12 protein-coding genes are annotated in these 14,524 nt (G+C 71.2%); 9 read left to right on the forward strand and 3 right to left on the reverse strand.

The window, feature by feature from the left end:
• Positions 1–3 precede the first annotated feature (3 nt).
• Both EOT10_RS03265 and EOT10_RS03270 read right to left on the reverse strand, forming a co-directional pair.
• Positions 4–2,196: an OmpL47-type beta-barrel domain-containing protein gene (locus tag EOT10_RS03265; RefSeq protein ID WP_127826476.1), complete on the reverse strand. Its 2,193-nt coding sequence runs from the start codon at positions 2,194–2,196 to the stop codon at positions 4–6.
• A gap of 3 nt (positions 2,197–2,199) precedes the next feature.
• Positions 2,200–4,713, reverse strand: a complete 2,514-nt coding sequence (locus EOT10_RS03270) for a ThuA domain-containing protein (protein ID WP_431313248.1) — start codon at positions 4,711–4,713, stop codon at positions 2,200–2,202.
• A gap of 195 nt (positions 4,714–4,908) precedes the next feature.
• Here EOT10_RS03270 and EOT10_RS03275 point away from each other — a divergent pair, with 195 nt between their 5' ends.
• Positions 4,909–5,883 (forward strand): multicopper oxidase domain-containing protein, encoded by a 975-nt coding sequence (locus EOT10_RS03275; protein WP_127826477.1) that lies wholly within the window; start codon positions 4,909–4,911, stop codon positions 5,881–5,883.
• 29 nt (positions 5,884–5,912) lie between these two features.
• Here EOT10_RS03275 and EOT10_RS03280 read toward each other — a convergent pair whose 3' ends face one another.
• Complete coding sequence (locus EOT10_RS03280) at positions 5,913–6,692, reverse strand: IclR family transcriptional regulator (RefSeq protein ID WP_127826478.1); 780 nt, start codon at positions 6,690–6,692, stop codon at positions 5,913–5,915.
• A 230-nt stretch (positions 6,693–6,922) separates the two neighbouring features.
• Between EOT10_RS03280 and EOT10_RS42805 the strand changes: the two genes are divergently transcribed.
• The 8 genes from EOT10_RS42805 (at position 6,923) to EOT10_RS03315 (ending at position 14,496) form a co-directional block, all read left to right on the forward strand.
• Positions 6,923–7,036: a putative leader peptide gene (locus EOT10_RS42805; protein WP_317617324.1), complete on the forward strand. Its 114-nt coding sequence runs from the start codon at positions 6,923–6,925 to the stop codon at positions 7,034–7,036.
• A 170-nt stretch (positions 7,037–7,206) separates the two neighbouring features.
• Positions 7,207–8,283: an ABC transporter substrate-binding protein gene (locus EOT10_RS03285; RefSeq protein WP_127826479.1), complete on the forward strand. Its 1,077-nt coding sequence runs from the start codon at positions 7,207–7,209 to the stop codon at positions 8,281–8,283.
• 10 nt (positions 8,284–8,293) lie between these two features.
• Complete coding sequence (locus EOT10_RS03290) at positions 8,294–9,310, forward strand: NrtA/SsuA/CpmA family ABC transporter substrate-binding protein (protein ID WP_127826480.1); 1,017 nt, start codon at positions 8,294–8,296, stop codon at positions 9,308–9,310.
• The gene (locus EOT10_RS03295; RefSeq protein WP_127826481.1) at positions 9,307–10,167 is read left to right on the forward strand and encodes an ABC transporter permease; all 861 of its coding nucleotides are present in this window, start codon (positions 9,307–9,309) and stop codon (positions 10,165–10,167) included. Before EOT10_RS03290 ends, EOT10_RS03295 begins: the two co-directional genes overlap by 4 nt.
• Complete coding sequence (locus EOT10_RS03300; protein ID WP_127826482.1) at positions 10,164–10,883, forward strand: ABC transporter ATP-binding protein; 720 nt, start codon at positions 10,164–10,166, stop codon at positions 10,881–10,883. The genes EOT10_RS03295 and EOT10_RS03300 overlap by 4 nt, the downstream gene beginning before the upstream one ends.
• Positions 10,884–11,750, forward strand: a complete 867-nt coding sequence (locus tag EOT10_RS03305; RefSeq protein WP_127826483.1) for an ABC transporter substrate-binding protein — start codon at positions 10,884–10,886, stop codon at positions 11,748–11,750.
• A gap of 5 nt (positions 11,751–11,755) precedes the next feature.
• Entirely contained in the window at positions 11,756–12,883 is a 1,128-nt protein-coding gene (locus tag EOT10_RS03310; protein WP_127826484.1) for an LLM class flavin-dependent oxidoreductase, read from the forward strand.
• Between the two features lie 29 nt (positions 12,884–12,912).
• Positions 12,913–14,496, forward strand: a complete 1,584-nt coding sequence (locus EOT10_RS03315) for a GMC family oxidoreductase (protein ID WP_127826485.1) — start codon at positions 12,913–12,915, stop codon at positions 14,494–14,496.
• Positions 14,497–14,524: the final 28 nt, after the last annotated feature.

A 14,524-nucleotide genomic window follows, 5' to 3' on the forward strand; every position in this document is an offset into this window, starting at 1 on the left:
TGGTCACAGCTCCTTGATCCGGATGTCGCGGTACGAGATGACGTCCGTCGTGCTGTGGACCTGGAGCCCGACATAGCCGGAGGAGTACCGCCGGCCGTCCGTGCCCGGGTCGTCCGAGCGCGGCGGCTCGAAGACCTGGCCACCGGTGTTGTCGAACTCGTTGATCAGGACACCGTTGCGGAAGACCGAGAAGTGCTGGCCGACCACCCGGATCTCGTAGTCGTTCCACGTGCCCTTCTGGGTGACGCCCGCGCCCGCGAGACCCACCCGGTCGAAGCCGTAGATCGAACCGGTCTTGTACATGTCGCCGTCAGGACGGTCGAGGACCTGTATCTCGTGCCCGTACTTGATGGCGACCCACTCCGGGCGTGACTCCTCCGGGTGGTCGTGGACCCACGGGAAGCGCACGAAGACACCGCCGTTGGCGTTGCCGGTGCCCGGGGCGTCGTCCCGCCACTGGAGCTTCAGCGAGAAGTCGCCGTACTTGCGCTGCGGGAACCACAGCATGCCCATGCCCGCCACCGTGGTGCTGGAGGTGATCGAGCCGTCCTCGTTCAGGCCGAACTTCCCGCCGCCGACCTGCTCCCACTGCGCGAGCGAGTCCTGTGTGCCGTCGAAGATCTTGCGGTAGCCCGAGGTCTGTCCCGGCTTGCCGATCCCCGACTGCTTCGCGGCGCGGTTGATCTTGTTGTACTCGCGCTGGTCGATCACGCCTTCCTTGAGGAGCTTGTCGGTGACGGTCTTGACGTGCTTGAGGAAGAGGGCCTGCGAGGTCCACTCCCGCTCGTCCTCGATCAGCTCGTTGATCCGGCAGCGGTTGTTGGTGACGCGGTTCGGGATGCCCGTGTCGACTGTGCCGACGATCACCGTCAACCGCTCGTCGAACTCAGGACAGTTGGGCGCCGGGACGCCGCCGCCCTCCGCGACCGTGAAGGACACCGTCTTCGCCGCCGACGTGTTGCCGGCCTTGTCGCTCGCCCGGTAGGCGACCGTGTGCGCACCCGTCCGGTCCACCACGACCGGCGCGGTGTAGGCGAGGTAGGGGCCCGCGTCGAGCGAGTACTCGACCTTGTCGACGCCCGACTCGGCGTCCGTCGCGGTGACCGTCACCTTGGCGCTCTTGATGTACGCGCCGTTGGAGTCCTTGTCGCCGTCGACCTTCGCCGACACCTCGGGCGGTGTCCTGTCCTGCGCGGGCGGGGCGACCACGGTGAAGTCGACCGACTTCTCGGCGGCCTGGTTGCCCGCCTTGTCCGCGGCCCGGTAGCGCACGGTGTGCGCGCCCGCCTCGTGCACCATCACCGGCGAGGTGTACGGCTGCCACGCACCGTCCGAACCCACCGCGTACTCAATGGTGTTGACGCCGGAACCGGTGTCGGAGGCCGTCACCGTGACCGTCGCCATCGACACGTACTCGCCCTTGTCGTTCTTCTCGCCGCTCACCGTCGCCGAGGTCTCCGGCGGCGTCCTGTCGTCCGTCGGCGGCGCGACCACGGTGAAGTCGACCGACTTCTCGGCCGCCACGTTGCCCGCCTTGTCGGACGCCCGGTAGCGGATCCTGTGCGTTCCGACCTGGTCGACGACCACCGCCGTCGTGTACGGCTGCCACGCGCCGTCCGCGCCCACCGCGTACTCGATCTTGTCGACGCCCGAGCCCGCGTCGGTCGCGCTCACGCTGACGGAGGCCGAACCGACGTACTCGCCCTGGGCGTTCTGCTGCCCGTCGACCTTCGCCGACGTGTCCGGGGCCGTCGTGTCCGCGCCGCCGCCCTCGGTCACGACGAGGATGCCCTGCATGGCCCCGTGGCCGGGGATCGTGCAGTGGTAGAGGTAGCGGCCGGGGGTCAGGGTGACCTCCGCCGTGTGCCGGCCGCCCTGGTCGTCGTTCGGGTTGGCCAGGATGTTCAGCGGCACGTCGTTGTTGTACTCGGGGTCCGACACGTCGAACGTCAGCGTGTGCGGCATGCCCATCGTGTTGCCGGTCGCCGCGCTGTTCTCGAAGACGATCGTCGTCGGGCCCGCGACCGCCGTCGTCGGCGCCGAGGCGTACTTGGTGATGTCGTCGCTGCCGGTCCAGGTCAGGACCTGCTGGGCGGCCACGGGGGCGTCCTGCCCGAACGCCACGGGGGAGCCGAGGCCGAGCATCAGGAGGAGGCCGGCGAACAGCGCCGTCCACAGTCTTCGTCTGCCGTGCATGGATCAACCCTTCCTGGCCAGCTGACCGGCTGCCGGAGTCGCCTCGCCACCCGTGTAAGTCACCTTCCACAGGGCTGACTTGGCGTCCGAGGTGAAGAAGCCGCGGCCGTAGTCGAGGACGTAGAGCGCGCCGTCGGGGCCGAACTTCCAGTCCATGAGGTTCTTGATGCCGTCGGTGCCGACCGGCACGATCTTCTTCAGGTTGTCGGCGTGCACCGGGAGCCCGCCGTCACCGGCCGTCCTCGGGTCGGTGAGCACCGCGTGACGCGGCTGCGTGCCGTCGTAGAAGTCACCGACGAACCACTTGCCGTCCCAGTAGCTCGGCCATTTGTCCGCGTTCGGGATCGAGGCGTCGTAGCGGTAGACCGGCCCGTCCATCGCGGCCTGCCCACCGCCCTTCAGCCACGGCAGGAGGTACTTGGCCTCCTCCTTCTTGTACGAGGGCACGCCGTTCGCGTCGCGCGGATAGTCCGGGGCACCGCCCTGCGGCGAGTACCAGATGTTGTTGCCGGTCACCGGCGGCAGGTTCACGAGACCGTCGTTGTTCGGCGACTCGTTCTTCGGGTGGTCGCAGTCGTACCAGCCGAGCGGCTTCGTCGGGTCCGGCAGGTTGCGGTCGCGGTAGGGCTGCTTGTTGCCCATGCAGTACGGCCAGCCCCGGTTGGACGCCTTGGTGATGACGGCGAAGGTGTCGTACTTGGCCGGACCCCAGGTCGTCGACGGCTCACTCGCGTCCGGGCCGACCCAGCCCGCGTACAGCGTGTCGGTCTTCTTGTCGACGGAGATGCGCGCGGGGTTGCGGACGCCCATCACATAGATCTCGCCGCGCGTCTTCCCGCCGCCCTCGGCCGTCTCCTTGCCGGTGAAGAGGTTCCCCTCCGGCAGGGTGTACGTGCCGTCGGCCTCCGGGTGGATGCGCAGGATCTTGCCGTTGAGGTTGTTGGTGTTGCCGGCGGTGCGGCGCGCGTCGGCGAACGAGACGCCCTTGTAGTTCGGCTCGGGGTTGTTGCCCGAGTAACCGTCGCTGAAGCGGCTGGAGTTGTTGTCACCGGTCGCGATGTACAGGTTGCCCTTGGAGTCCCAGGCCATCCCGCCGCCCGCGTGGCAGCAACTGTGGATCTGCACCGGCCAGTTGAGCAGCACCTTCTCGCTGCTCATGTCCAGCTTGTTCGTGTCCAGGTCGAGGGTGAAGCGCGAGACGCGGCGCTCGGCCATCTGCTTGTCGCGGTCGATCTGCGAGTGCGGCGTGTAGTGCAGGTACACCCAGCCGTTCTGCTCGAACTTCGGGTCGAGCTCGATGCCGAGCAGGCCCTCCTCGACCTTGACCAGTTCGTCGCCGCCGCCCTTGTTGCCGAAGACGGTGAGTGCCCCGGCCTGGGTGACCTTCTTGGTCTTCGGGTCGTAGACGTGGATCTCGCCCTTGCCCTTGCCCACGTCGGGGTTGTTCCAGTCGGTGACCACCGGCTGCGAGGAGTCGGCGCCGCCGCGCCCGATGTACAGGACCCGCCCGTCGGGGGCGGTGACCAGGCCGTGCGGCTCACCGATCTGGTCGTTCTGACCGGGTTGGTTGGGCTGGGTGAGGCGCTCGGCCTTGTAGTTGGCGTCGATCGCGGCCTTGCAGTCGGCGCGCACGATGCGGCTCGTCCACAGCAGGGCGCCGCGCAGATGCGACTGGAAGTCCACCTCGTCGTAACTGGAGACGGTGCCGCCCATCCCGGTGTAGAAGGAACGTCCGCCGTCGTAGTCGCGGCACCACGAGACCGGGTGGTCCGCGCCGTTGGCGCTCGCGCCCGGCTGGTACGTCGACTCGCGGACCCGGGCCACGGTGTGCACGCTGCCGGACGGGTTCTTCACCCAGTTCAGCCACTGGTCGGGGCGCTTCCACTGCACGGGAAGGTCCTTGGTGGCCGGATGCTGCCGGTCACCGACCTCAACGGTCGCCCGCTGTACGTTGGTTGGGCTGGAATCGGCCGGGCGCGCGCCGATCAGTCCGGTGAACCAGTCCGAGTACGGCTCCGCGCGCGCCGCGTCGTGGATGCCGACGAACCCGCCGCCGGCCTCCATGTACGACTCGAGACCTGCTTCCTGGTCCGGGTCGAGGACGTCGCCGCCGCCGGTGAGGAAGACGACCGCGTTGAAGCGGCCGAGGCGCGCCGAGTCGGTGAACACGGACGCGTCGTCCGTCGCCGTGATCTTGAAGCGCTGCGCCGGCGGCCCCGTCTGGCCGATCTTCTCGATGGCCGCGATGCCCGCGTCGACCACGGGCGACTCGTCGCCGGCGGCGGCGGAGCCGTAGTACACCAGGACGCGCACGTTCGCCCCGCCGGGAGGAGACGGCAGGGACATCGTTGTCACGGATGGTTCGGGGAACGGGCGCGCGCTCGCGGCGGGCCCGGTGAGCAGCCCGGCGGTGACGGCCCCGGACGCCAGGACCGCGGCGACGGCGCGGCGCCGTCTGCGTCTGTCTCTGTCCAACCCTCTTACGGCCAAGGGTTTTTGATGCGGTACGAACCGCATGTGTTCACCCACCCCTCGTCGGTCACAGGTACGGCGCGGACGAAGCTAGACCTCTTTTCGTGGCCCGCCAATAGGTATGACCGCGATGGCGCGAACTTTGTCCTGCGTGTGGATAAACGAAGATCAGCCGGTTACCGTCTCCCTGATCCCAGTGGTGTGTCCGCGTAAATCCCGTACAAGGGTGGGGAGTTCGGCATGGACAGACGCAGCTTCAACCGGCGTGTGCTGATGGGCGGAGCGGCCGCCGCGACCACTGCGACATCGTTGTCGCTCATCGCGGCGACCGATGCCGCCCCCGCCGACGGACCGGTGCGGACGGCCCTGGCCGGCGGCGAGGTCAAGCGCGTCAAGCTGTACGCCGAGAAGCTCGCGGACGGGCAGATGGGCTACGGCTTCGAGAAGGGCAAGGCATCCGTGCCCGGCCCCCTGATCGAGCTCAACGAAGGCGACACGCTGCACATCGACTTCGAGAACACCATGGACGTGACGGCGAGCCTGCACGTCCACGGCCTGGACTACGAGGTCTCCAGCGACGGCACCAAGCTCAACAAGAGCGACGTGGAGCCCGGCGGCACCCGCACCTACACCTGGCGCACGCACGCCCCCGGCCGCCGCAAGGACGGCACCTGGCGCGCGGGCAGCGCGGGGTACTGGCACTACCACGACCACGCCGTCGGCACGGAACACGGCACCGGCGGCATCCGCAAGGGCCTGTACGGGCCGGTCGTCGTCCGCCGCAAGGGCGACGTGCTCCCGGACACCACGTTCACGATCGTCTTCAACGACATGACCATCAACAACAAGCCGGCGCACGAGGGACCGAACTTCGAGGCCACGGTGGGCGATCGCGTAGAGATCGTCATGATCACGTACGGCGAGTACTACCACACGTTCCACATGCACGGGCATCGCTGGGCCGACAACCGCACGGGCACGCTGACCGGCCCGGACGACCCGAGCCGGGTCGTCGACAACAAGATCGTCGGGCCCGCCGACTCCTTCGGCTTCCAGATCATCGCGGGCGAGGGCGTCGGAGCGGGCGCCTGGATGTACCACTGCCACGTCCAGAGCCACTCCGACATGGGCATGGCCGGACTCTTCCTGGTGAAGAAGGCGGACGGCACGATCCCCGGCTACGAGCCGCACCACCCGATGGAACACACCGGCTAGGCGTACACCGGCTAGACGTACGCGCTCCGCTACGGTTCCTGCCTGCGCTCCCCGGGCGGCAGCAGCAGTACCTCCAGGGCGCGGGCGCACACCTTCGCCCGGTCCAGGAAGTGGCCGGCGCGCTCGTCCGTGATCAGCTCGGGGGTGGCGCGCACGGCCAGCGCGAACCGCGCGTGCCCCGCCCGGTCCAGGACCGGCACCGCCAGGGTGCGCACACCCCGCGCCGACTCGCCGTCGTTCAGCGCGTGCCCGGCGCGCCGGACGTGCTCCAACTCGGCTGCCAGCGCCGCCGGTTCGACGATCGTGCGGTCCGTGAAGGCGCGCAGCGGCGGCAGCGACGCGAGGTCGGCCTCCCCGGGCCGAGCCCAGGCCAGCAGCACCTTGCCGAGTGCGGTGGAGTGCAGCGGCCTGCGCAGGCCGACCTTCGGTGTGACCGAGCCGCCGGCCACGATCACCGCGTGCGGGCCGCTGCGCAGCGCGAGGTCCACGGTGGCGCCGGTGCGCTCGGCCAGGTCGGCCAGCTCCGGCGCGGCGAGGTGCAGCCCGCGCTGATGGTAGGACAGGCGCCCCAACTCCGTGACGGCCGGGCCGAGTCGGTAGCGCGACGTGCGGACGTCCTGTTCGAGGAAGCCGGCACCCAGGAGGGTGCGGGCCAGGCGGTGCGCCGTGGACACGGGCAGCGCGAGGCGGCGCGCCAGGTCGGACGCGCTCAGGTCGGGCCCGTTGTCGTGGAAACAGTGCAGGACGTCGAGCGCGCGCTGCACGGCCTGCGCGCCGCCGGGTGAGCGGGGCGCGGTGGGGGCGGTCACGGTGGGGGCTCCCTGCGGTTCGTACGGCGTGGGCTTCCCACATTACGGCAGCCTCGGCGGGCCGAATGGGCGGCTTCCACTGGTCCAAATGACGGTCTGAAACACTCCGTTCACGCTCGTTCCCACATCATGGGAAGCGGCTTGCCGGTGACGCCCGGGGCGTGCCACTGTGCACCCGTCACCACCACGCCACCAGCACGGACCACCCGATCGCAGAGGGGAGCAGCGCCATGACCGGACGACTCCGGCCCTCCGCCGCGCTCACCCCGCCCCTGGTCGCGTCCCTGTTCACGCTGCGCCGTCACATCGACCTGGCGCGCGTCTCCAGCGCCACCTGTCGCTGACACCTCACAGCTCACACTTCGCAGCTCACACCTCGCGCCCTGAGCTTCACGCCTCGCACCTTGCTGAGCCAGGCCTCCGCGCGGCCCCCGCATGCCCCGGCGCGCCCGTGCTCCACCCCGCCCGCGCTCCACCCACCCCCCTTGCTTCTCGCCGACCCCGGGAAACCTCCATGACGCATGCCAAGACCCGGCCGACGACCGCCACCGCAGCGGTCCCCGACACCCTCTGGTTCACCCGCTGTCCCGTACCCACGGCGACGGGAATCGCCGCCGACCAGCAGTGGCTCGCCGCCGAGTTCGCACCGGACGGCATCACCGTACGGTCCCTCCAGGACGCCGGACATGACGTCGACCGGCACACGCACTACACGCACGCCCTGCCCGGCCTCTTCCGCGAGGGCGGCAACGTCCCCGCGCTGTGGGCCCGTTCACGCGGCGAGGAGACCCGGCTCGTCGGGCTCACCTGGATCGAGGAGCGCCAGACGGTCCTGGTCGCGCCCGGCTCGGGTATCAGGGGCGCCGCCGCGCTGCGCGGCCTGCGCCTCGCGGTGCCCCGCCATCGCATCGCCATCGACTTCTGGCGGGCGATGGCCCTGCGCGGCTTCGAGGGTGCCCTCGCCTCCGCCGGGCTCGGCCTCGACGACGCCACCCTCGTCGACGTGCCCGCCGACGGCCACACCGGACAGTGGGCCGCGGAGCTGGCCGCACTGCGCCGCGGCGACGTCGACGCCGTCTACGTCAAGGGGGCACTCTCCGTCGAGGCGGCCCGCCGTGTCGGGGCCGAAGTCGCCCTGGAACTCGATGAGTTGCCCGACCGCACGCACCGCGTGAACAACGGCACCCCGCGTCCCGTCACCGTCCACCGCCGCCTCCTCGACGACCGCCCCGACCTCGTCGACCGCTTCCTCGCCGTGCTCCTGCGCGCCGCCGACTGGGCCGCGGACCGGCCCGACGACGTGGCCCGCATCCTCGGCGCCGAGACCGGAGCGGGCGCCGAGGGCGTCGCCGGCGCTTACCGCCCCGGCACCCATCGCACCCTGCACCCCGGCCTCTCCGACGACCGCCTGGGCCTGCTCGACCGGCAGTCCGCGGCCCTGCACGCCCACGGCTTCCTGCCCGAGCCCGTCGACGTACGGGACTGGGCGGACCCCGAGCCGCTGCGCCGCGCCCGCCTGCTGAATCTCACCCAGCCGCTCCCGTCCCAGCCCTTCCCATCCCAGTCCGCCCCTTCCCGGCCCGCCCCCTAAGGACCCCGTCATGCGCATCCCGAAGACCCAGTCGGCGCTCGCCGCACTCGCCGCACTCGCCGCACTCGCCGCGCTCACGGCCCTCACCGGCTGCGGCACCTCCGAGGCGGACTCCGGCCCCGAGGCGGCCGCAGACGTCACCGTCCGCATCCCCGACCCCGGCAACTCCGGCGTCCTCGCCCTCGGCAAGAAGGACGGCTCACTGGCCAAGGCCCTCGCCAAGGTGCATGCCAAGGTCGAATGGACCGGCAGCGCGGGCCCGTTCGCCCCGGCCGCCCAGGCCATGAACGCGAACCAGCTCGACGTCGCGACCGGCTCGATCACCTCCGGCATCACCTCGCTCGCCCAGACCCCCGGCTTCTCGTTCTTCACCGCGACGGCCCCCGACCCCGTCGGCGAGGGCATCCTCGCCAAGAAGGGCTCCGGGATCGACAAGGTCGAGGACCTCGTCGGCAAGAAGGTCGCCGTCAACCAGGGCGGCACCGGCGAGTACCTGCTCCTCAAGGCCCTCGCCGACCACCACATCCCGGCGAGCGAGGTCGAGCGCGTCTATCTCCGGCCCGACCAGACCGCCGCCGTCTTCAACACCGGCAAGGTCGACGCCTGGGCGGTCTGGTCGACGTACGCCGTGGCCGAACTCGGCAGCGGGAAGGCGAAGTTCATCGCCGACGGCAAGGAGATCGGCTCCGACAACTACAGCCTGAACGCCGTCCGGACGGGCTTCGCCGACAAGCACCCCGAGGTCGTCAAGGCCCTCTACGCCTACCTCCACGAGGGCAGCCTCAAGGAGAAGCAGAACCCGGCCCCTTATCTGAACGTGAACACCGACGCGGGCCCGCAGGCCGTCACCGGTGACGCCAAGCGGATCCAGACCGCGTTCACCGCCCAGGGCGGCACCGTCGAGCCCATCACCGACGCCGACATCAAGCGCTTCGAGGGCGTGGCCCGCTTCTACGCCGACCAGAAGGTGACCAGGACGAAGATCGACGTCGCCGCGCACGTCGTCGACGTGGAGAAACTGTCATGACGCTCACCGACCGGCGGGCCAGGGAGGTGCGGGGCGCGCCGCCGCACGGCCTCGTCACCCCGCGCCCGCCGTCCCACCGCCCGCGCTCCCGCGCCCACTCCGTCACCGTCCGCGCCCTCGGCCCCGTCGCCCTCCTCGCCCTGTGGTGGGTGGCGTCGGCGACGGGCCTGCTCACCCCCGACGTCCTGGCCTCGCCGCCCCAAGTCATCGACGCCATCGGGGAGTTGTGGGGCAACGGTCAGCTGCCCGACGCGCTCGCGACCTCGCTCACCCGCTCCGGCCTCGGCCTCGCCCTGGGACTCGTGACCGGTCTCATCCTCGGCATCACGACCGGCTTCACCCGGCTCGGCGACGAACTCCTCGACTCGTCCCTGCAGACCCTGCGCACCATCCCGTTCCTGTCCCTGGTCCCGCTGTTCATGGTGTGGTTCGGCATCAACGAGACGGCGAAGATCCTCCTCATCGCCGTTGCCACCACCTTCCCCATGTACGTCTCCACCTCCAGCGGCGTCCGCAACACCGACCGCAAACTCGTCGAGGCCATGCGCAGCTTCGGCATGAGCCGCCTCGGCATCGTCCGCGAGGCCGTCCTGCCCGGCGCCCTGCCCTCGCTCCTCGCCGGCCTGCGCCTGTCGATGACTCTCAGCGTCATCGCGCTCATCGCCGCCGAGGAGATCAACGCGACGGCCGGCATCGGCTACCTCATGTCCCAGGCGCAGAGCTACGCCCGCACCGACATCCTGGCCGTCTGCATCCTCGTCTACGGACTGCTCGGCCTGATCGCCGACGCCGTCGTACGGCTCCTCGAACGCGGACTCATGCCGTGGCGCCGCGCCGGACAGGGAGGCGTCCGATGAGCACCGCGGTCAGCATCACGGGCCTGCGCCGCGTCTTCGGGGAGCGGGCCGTCCTCGACGGGCTCGACCTCACCATCCGCCGGGGCGAGTTCGTCGCCCTCCTCGGCGCGAGCGGCAGCGGCAAGACGACGCTTCTGCGCATCCTCGGCGCGCTCGACGGGGCCGACGCCGGACAGGTCCTCGTCCCCGAGGCCCGCACCGTCGTCTTCCAGGAGCCACGCCTCGTCCCGTCCAAGAAGGTCCTTGCCAACGTGACCGTCGCACTGCCGCGCGGGCAGGCGGCGCGCGGCCTCAAGGCCCTGTCCGAGGTCGGCCTCGAACGGCACGCGGACGCCTGGCCCGCCACGCTCTCCGGCGGCGAGGCCCAGCGTGTCGCCCTCGCCCGCGCCCTGGTGCGCGAGCCCGAACTCCTGCTCCTGGACGAGCCGTTCGCCGCCCTCGACGCCCTGACCCGCCTCAAGATGCAGGACCTCGTCGGCGAGCTGTGCCGCGCGCACCGCCCCGCCGTCCTCCTCGTCACCCACGACGTGGACGAGGCCGTACGCCTCGCGGACCGCGTCTGCGTCCTGCGCGACGGGCGCCTCGTCACGGACGAGCCCGTCGCCGTCGACCACCCCCGCGACCCCGGGGACCCCGCTTTCGCCGCCCTCCGCCGGCGCCTCCTCGCCGACCTCGGCGTCCACAGCCGCACCCACGCAGAAACCGGAGTGATCTGAATGACCATCACCATCGGCGTCCACAACAGCAACCCGTCGCTCTACTACCTCTCCCGCCTGGACTACGCCCAGCAGGAACTCGCGGCCGTCGGCGAGAGCGCCATCTTCCACTCCTACGTCAACGGGGTCCGCACCGGCGAACTCCTCACCGAGGGCGTCATCGACTTCGGCGGCACCGGCTCGACCCCGCCCGTCACCGCGCAGGCCGCGGGCCACGACATCGTCTACACGGCCGTCTCCGCGCCCCGCCCCGACCACGGAGCGCTCCTCGTCCCCGACGACAGCCCGGTCCGCACGGTCGCCGACCTCAAGGGCGGCACCGTCCACCTCGCCATCGGCTCCTGGCAGACCCACCTCGTCGCCAAGGCCCTGGACGACGCGGGCCTCTCGTACGCCACCGACATCACCCCCGTGCGCGGCGACGAGAACAGCGAGAAGCTGCTGCGTTCCGGAGAGATCACCGCCTGGGTAGCGCAGGGCGCCCAGCTCGTCGCGGCCCTGCGCACGGGCGGCGTCCGCGTCGTCGTCCGCACCGGCGACGTCATCTCCGACCGGTCCGTCTTCTTCACCCGCCGTGACCTCGCCGAGCAGCGCCCCGAGGTGATCGACGCCCTGACCCGCGCTCTGCAGCGCGCCGACGACTGGGCGAAGGAGCACCCGCGCGAGGCCGCCGAGATCGCCGCCGAGCACCAGGGCGGCACGGCACAGGACTGGGAGACGGCGCTGCGCGCGCTGCCCTGGCGGATCGAGCCGGTCACGGACGCGTTCCTCGCCGAGCAGCAGCAGGGCGCGGACGTCTTCCACCGCACCGGGTTCATCGAGCGCGCCGTCACCGTCGCGCACGCCGTGGCGCGGAAGGCGGTCTGACCGCCGTGCCCGCTCCCGAAGTCCTCTGGTACATCATCCCGCGCGAGGGCGCCTACCCCTGGGAGCCGGACGGCCGCAGGCAGGTCGACCTCGGCTATCTGAGCCACCTGGCCGCAACCGTCGAACGCCTGGGCTTCACCGGCGCGCTCCTCGCCACCGACCTCTACGACGTCTGGCCCCTGGGCAGCGCCCTCGCGGCCTCGACGAGCACCGCGTTCAAGCCCCTCCTCGCCGTCCACCCCGGACTGATCTCGCCGACCCTCCTCGCCAAGATGGCGCTCAGCTTCGACACCCTCTTCGGCGGCCGCCTCCGCTTCAACGTCGTCAACGGCTCGACAAAGTCCCTCCAGGAGTACGGCCTCCACGTCGGGCACGACGAGCGCTACGAACTGAGCGCCGAGTACTGGTCGATCGTGAAGCGGCTCACCGCCGGCGAGATCTTCGACCACAAGGGCCGCTTCTACGACCTGAAGGACGCGGGCGCCTCCTTCAGGGACCTGAAGCCCGTCCAGGACCCGCACGTCCCGCTGTGGTTCGGCGGCTCGTCCGCGCCCGGCATCGAGATGGCCGCCGAACACGTCGACGTCTATCTGACCTGGGGCGAACCCCCGCATCTGCTCAAGGAGAAGCTGGACCGCGTCCGTGAGCGCGCCGCCGCGTACGGCCGCACCCTGCGCGTCGGCCTGCGCCTCCACCTCATCGTCCGCGACACCGAGGACGAGGCATGGGCGGCGGCCGACCGGCTCCTCGACGTCACCTCCGAGGCCACCTACCGGCGTCAGCTCGGCGACCGGGTGGGCGAGGACGGGGTCGGCTGGCAGCGCCAGTTCCGCCAGCACGGCGGCAAAGTCCCGGCCCGCGCACGGGAGTTGGAGACCCACCCGAACCTCTGGCCCGGCATGAGCCTGTTCCGCCCGGGCCCCGGCACCGCGGTCGTCGGCTCGACGGCCCAGGTCGTCGAGAGGCTGGAGGAGTACCAGGACCTGGGCGTCGACACGTTCATTCTCTCCGGCAACCCGCTCCTGGAGGAGGCGTACCGCGTGGCCGAGACGGTCCTCCCGGCCCTTGGCGTGGTGAGGGGGTGGACCGGCGCGGGATGTACACCACGGGGTAGGGAAGGGATCATCACGTAGCGCACCAACCACCCACCCCGGGAGTCGAGTTGAGCAAGGACAGCGAATACGACTACGTCATCGTCGGGGCCGGGTCGGCCGGCTGTGTGCTGGCCGCGCGGCTGTCCGAGGACCCGTCCGTGCGCGTCGCGCTCGTCGAGTCGGGCCCGCGCGACCGCAAGGCCGAGATCCATATCCCGGCGGCGTTCCCCAAGCTGTTCCGGACGCCGTACGACTGGGACTACTCGACCGCGAAGCAGCCCGCGCTCGACGGCCGCGAGCTGTACTGGCCGCGCGGACACATGCTCGGCGGCTCCTCCTCGATGAACGCCATGATGTGGGTGCGCGGCCACCGGGACGACTACGACGCGTGGGGCGAGGCCGCCGGCGAGGAGTGGGCGTACGACCGGTTCGTGCGCTACTTCCAGCGGGCCGAACGCTGGGCGGGCGCCCCCGACTCCGTGCACGGCACGCTCGGACCGCTGTGGATCTCGCCGCCGCGCGACCCGAACGTGACGACGGCCGCGTTCCTCGACGCCTGCCGCGCCGCGGGCCTGAAGGAGTCGGCGGAGCTGAACCACCCCGACCACAGCGGCTTCGCGCTCACCCCGCTCAACCAGCGCCGCGGCCGCCGGTGGAGCGCCGCCGACGGCTACCTGAAACCGGCCGCGCGCCGCCCCAACCTGCACATCCTCACCGACGCCCGCGTCACCCGGCTCGACTTCGACGGCACCCGCGCGGCCGGCGTCGTCGCCGAGGGCGTCCCGGGCATCCTGCGCGCCCGCCGCGAGGTGATCCTCAGCGCGGGCGCCATCGGCTCCCCGCAGCTGCTCCAGCAGGCGGGCGTCGGCGACCCCGAGCAGCTCGCCGCGGCCGGCATCGACGTGCGGGTCGCGTCGCCCGACGTGGGCCGGCACCTCCAGGACCACCTCTCCTTCGCGGTCACCATGCGCTGCCCGCGGCCCGTCACGCTCACCGGCGCCGACTCGCTCACCAACGTGGGCCGCTTCCTGCTCTCCGGCCGCGGACCGCTCACCTCGAACGTCGGCGAGGCGGTCGCCTTCATCCGGAGCCGCCCCGAACTCGCCGCGCCCGACATCGAGTTGATCCACGCGCCCGTGCCGTTCGTCAACCACGGACTCACGCCGCCGGACGAACACGGCATCACCATCGGGGTCGTCCTCCTCCAGCCCGAGAGCCGGGGCCGCATCACCCCGGGCGGGCCGGGTCCCACGGCGGCGCCCGTCATCGACCCGGGCTATCTCACCCGGGACGAGGACCTGCGCACACTCGTCGCGGGAGTACGGCGCGCCGAGGAACTCTTCACGTCCAAGGCGCTCACCCCGTACGCCGACGGGCCTCTCGCGCCGTATCCGGGGATCGTGGACGACGACGAGCTCACGCGGGTGATCCGGGCGGGCGCCGAGACGCTCTACCACCCGGTCGGCACCTGCCGCATGGGCGCCGACGACGGCTCGGTGACGGACCCGCGCCTGCGGGTCAGGGGAGTGAACGCCCTGCGGGTCGTCGACGCCTCGGTGATGCCGCGCATCACGCGCGGCCACACGCACGCCCCGACCGTCGCCCTCGCGGAGAAGGCGGCCGAACTCATCCGCGAGGACGCCGGGGCGTGAGCCGTGCGGGGACCTGGGAGCCCACGCC

This window comes from Streptomyces antnestii, from assembly GCF_004005495.1.
In the GTDB taxonomy this organism is placed as follows: Bacteria; Actinomycetota; Actinomycetes; order Streptomycetales; family Streptomycetaceae; genus Streptomyces; species Streptomyces antnestii.

Coding starts and splice junctions, on each gene's coding strand:
- EOT10_RS03265 (WP_127826476.1), bottom strand. CDS start 2,196: ATGCACGGCAGACGAAGACTGTGGACGGCGCTGTTCGCCGGCCTCCTC.
- EOT10_RS03270 (WP_431313248.1), bottom strand. CDS start 4,713: ATGCGGTTCGTACCGCATCAAAAACCCTTGGCCGTAAGAGGGTTGGAC.
- EOT10_RS03275 (WP_127826477.1), top strand. CDS start 4,909: ATGGACAGACGCAGCTTCAACCGGCGTGTGCTGATGGGCGGAGCGGCC.
- EOT10_RS42805 (WP_317617324.1), top strand. CDS start 6,923: ATGACCGGACGACTCCGGCCCTCCGCCGCGCTCACCCCGCCCCTGGTC.
- EOT10_RS03285 (WP_127826479.1), top strand. CDS start 7,207: ATGACGCATGCCAAGACCCGGCCGACGACCGCCACCGCAGCGGTCCCC.
- EOT10_RS03290 (WP_127826480.1), top strand. CDS start 8,294: ATGCGCATCCCGAAGACCCAGTCGGCGCTCGCCGCACTCGCCGCACTC.
- EOT10_RS03295 (WP_127826481.1), top strand. CDS start 9,307: ATGACGCTCACCGACCGGCGGGCCAGGGAGGTGCGGGGCGCGCCGCCG.
- EOT10_RS03300 (WP_127826482.1), top strand. CDS start 10,164: ATGAGCACCGCGGTCAGCATCACGGGCCTGCGCCGCGTCTTCGGGGAG.
- EOT10_RS03305 (WP_127826483.1), top strand. CDS start 10,884: ATGACCATCACCATCGGCGTCCACAACAGCAACCCGTCGCTCTACTAC.